This is a genomic window from Stenotrophomonas sp., from assembly GCF_031995405.1.
Classification (GTDB): Bacteria; Pseudomonadota; Gammaproteobacteria; order Xanthomonadales; family Xanthomonadaceae; genus Stenotrophomonas.
Window position 1 is genome coordinate 1 of record NZ_DAMAGC010000207.1, and the last position, 2,805, is coordinate 2,805.

Below are 2,805 nucleotides of genomic sequence, written 5' to 3' on the forward strand. Positions count from 1 at the left end.
TGGTCGATGGCATGCCGCCGGCCGTGCAGGAGTCGCTGGCCGCCTCGATCCCGTTCCCGCCGCGCCTGGGCAAGCCGGAAGATTTCGCCGGCCTGGTCGGGCATATCCTTGGCAACACCTACCTCAACGGCGAGACCATCCGCCTGGACGGTGCGGTGCGCCTGGCACCCAAGTAAGCACGTCCGCCGCAGCGGCGGACACCGCAGGGCACCCGGCATGGTGCCCGCCACCTCCCACGAACCGACCTTCAGTCCATGAAAGCCAACGACATCAAGAAAGGCAACGTCGTCGAGTACAACAACGGCGTCTACCAGATCCGCGACATCGAACGCAGCTCGCCGCAGGGCCGCGGCGGCAATGTCCGCTTCCGCTTCATCATGTACAGCGTGCCGGGCGGCAACAAGCTCGATGCCAGCTTCGACGCCGACGACAACCTGCCGGAAGTCGAACTGCTGCGCCGCCAGTCCACCTATTCCTACAAGGACGGTGATGCGTTCGTGTTCCTGGATGACGAGGACTACACCCCGTACATGGTCGATGCCGACGTGCTGGGCGATGACGCCGGCTACATCACCGACGGCCTGACCGGCATCTATGTGCAGGTGATCGACGAAACCCCGGTGGGCGTGCAGCTGCCGACCAGCGTGGTGCTGGAAGTGGTCGAGACCCCGCCGGAAATGAAGGGTGGCACGGCCACCAAGCGTCCGAAGCCGGCCAAGCTCAGCACCGGCATCGAGATCATGGTGCCCGAGTACATCGCCAACGGCGAACGCGTGATGGTCAACACCGCCACCGGTGAATTCGCCGGCCGTGCCGACTAAGCGCATCGCGCTGCTGGCCTGCCTGTCCCTGCTCGCGGCGTGTTCGCCGCGGGCAGCAGACGGCCGCGTGGACGGGATGGATGCCGCCCCGCCCGTGGCCGGCAAGGACGCCGTCGCCGCCCCGGCCAGCGCGGCCGAACCGCCGACGGCGGACAACCCGGTGACCGGAACCGGGATCGAGACCGGCGCCGACACCGGCATGCCGGACCTGGACGAGCTGGAGCGCGCACGCGCCGACGCCGGCTGCGAGGTGTCCAACGACATCGGCGATGTGGACGACATCCGCATCTATTGCGCGATGCCCGCCGATGTCCGCGCGTTCCTCGAGCGCGAGAACACCTGCCAGCACTTCGCCGGCGAAGAAGCCTACGACGAAGAACGTCGGGTCGAGCTTGAGGCCGCCGACAAGCAGTACTGCGAGGGCCGCGAAGGGATCTTCGCCGACCTGTACGCCCGCCATCATGACGACTGCATGCTGCGCGAGGCGTTGATCGGCGTGGGCAACCGCTACGACCTGTTTACCGACCTCGCGCCGGACCACTGCCGCACCCAGGACGTGCGCTGACCTGCCTGGCCGTTACGGCTTGGCCGCCAGCGCCGGCGCCCCGGCGAAATCCCCGCAGCCGTGGTACTGCCGCGCGCCCACGGTCAGCATCGCCGTAGTACCGAATGCCTTCCCGCTCATATCGTCCTGGCAGACCGTGCGCTGGAACGTGAGCTTGACTTCGGTACCGTCGGCGGCCTTGCCGGACCAGCCATCCTTGCCCTGGGTGGGGGTGGGAATCTCGACGCTGCGCTGTCCGTAGTCGGTTTCCACGCGCAGGCGTGGCGTTGCGCCTGCGGTGACCTCGGCCAGCCAGCCGGGCTCGTTGCCGGTCGCACGGAAGCCCGCCTGCGCCATGCCTGCCGCCGCGGGCGCCGGCGCTGCCGCGCCTTCTTCGCCCGAGCCGACGCAGGTACGGTCCGCTTCACCCTTCAGGCTGAGCGTGCCTTCGGTGGTGCCCTTGGTCCAGAACGTGTTGCCCTGCCCGTCGCCGTATCTGGCACCGGAAGCGGCGACCTCCGACGACATCGCATAGGTGCGCTCGCCCACCACCACCGTGGCCGAATCCTGGCCACGGTACGTCGCCTGCACGGCCACATCGCCGCACTGGAACGTATAGCGGCGCTCTTCGGTGGTGGCGGCGGCCGGCGGCGGCGGTGCCTCGCTCGCGGCACCTGCGGGCGGGGTGCCTTCACCCTGCTGCGCGGGTTGGCAGGCACTCAGCCCGGCCGCAATGGCCAGGCTCAAAAGCCACGGGGATGCACGCATGTGGGACTCCTTGCGGTTGTTGCGATCAGCCAACCATCCTAGCCCGCAGCCTGAAGCGGGAGGTGAAGCGACAATGACTCCAGCGCTGGCCGACAGCGCTCAGCCACCCCGCCAGGGCAGCACGCCGATCGACAACAAATGCACGCCGGCCGGGCTCGAACAACTGGCCCAGACCCGCAACAGGCGCATCGCGCAGACCTGGTTGCCCTGCTCACCTGCGTACCCGAGCCGCACGTCGCTGGAAACCAGCACCAGTTGGCCACACACCAGCATCTCCACCGCGCCCTGCTCCAGCGCGGTCAGCTGCAGGCGGCGCGCCGACCACTCGCCCAGGCACGGATGCCCGCCCAGCCACTGTCCTGCTGCATCGCTGAAGAACAACGCCGGCGACAACCATGGCTGCAGTCCCGCCACGTCCTGCGCCAGCACCAACTGCCGCAGCGCGTCTTCGGCCCGCGCGACGTTGGTTTCCACTACCGTCCTGCCCATCTCATTCCCTTCCGCGTACCGGATGGCCCGCGTGTCGTACCCCGTTGTCCGCCCGTCAACGGCGGTGCCCAACAACTCGCCGGGGCCTTGCCACGGCAGCATGAACGGCGAAGTCTGCGCGACCTGCATGGGGTTTCGATGGAGGAAATGTGGAGATACGATGGAGCACAAGCACCTTCTGGC

4 protein-coding genes and 1 pseudogene are annotated in these 2,805 nt (G+C 68.1%); 3 read left to right on the top strand and 2 right to left on the bottom strand.

The window, feature by feature from the left end:
- The 3 genes and pseudogenes from RTO53_RS19790 to RTO53_RS19800 all read left to right on the top strand — a co-directional run.
- Nucleotides 1–176: pseudogene (locus tag RTO53_RS19790) on the top strand (3-hydroxyacyl-CoA dehydrogenase); the annotation flags it as partial.
- Nucleotides 177–254: 78 nt separating this feature from the next.
- Entirely contained in the window at nucleotides 255–821 is a 567-nt protein-coding gene (gene yeiP / locus RTO53_RS19795) for an elongation factor P-like protein YeiP (RefSeq protein WP_312239368.1), read from the top strand.
- Nucleotides 811–1,386, top strand: coding sequence for a hypothetical protein (locus RTO53_RS19800; protein WP_312239369.1), 576 nt, complete (start codon nucleotides 811–813; stop codon nucleotides 1,384–1,386). Before yeiP ends, RTO53_RS19800 begins: the two co-directional genes overlap by 11 nt.
- 12 nt (nucleotides 1,387–1,398) lie before the next feature.
- Here the strand turns inward: RTO53_RS19800 and RTO53_RS19805 are convergent, their stop codons facing one another.
- Entirely contained in the window at nucleotides 1,399–2,133 is a 735-nt protein-coding gene (locus tag RTO53_RS19805; RefSeq protein ID WP_312239370.1) for an MliC family protein, read from the bottom strand.
- A 99-nt stretch (nucleotides 2,134–2,232) separates the two neighbouring features.
- The gene (locus RTO53_RS19810; protein ID WP_312239371.1) at nucleotides 2,233–2,607 is read right to left on the bottom strand and encodes a nuclear transport factor 2 family protein; all 375 of its coding nucleotides are present in this window, start codon (nucleotides 2,605–2,607) and stop codon (nucleotides 2,233–2,235) included.
- Between the last annotated feature and the right edge of the window lie 198 nt (nucleotides 2,608–2,805).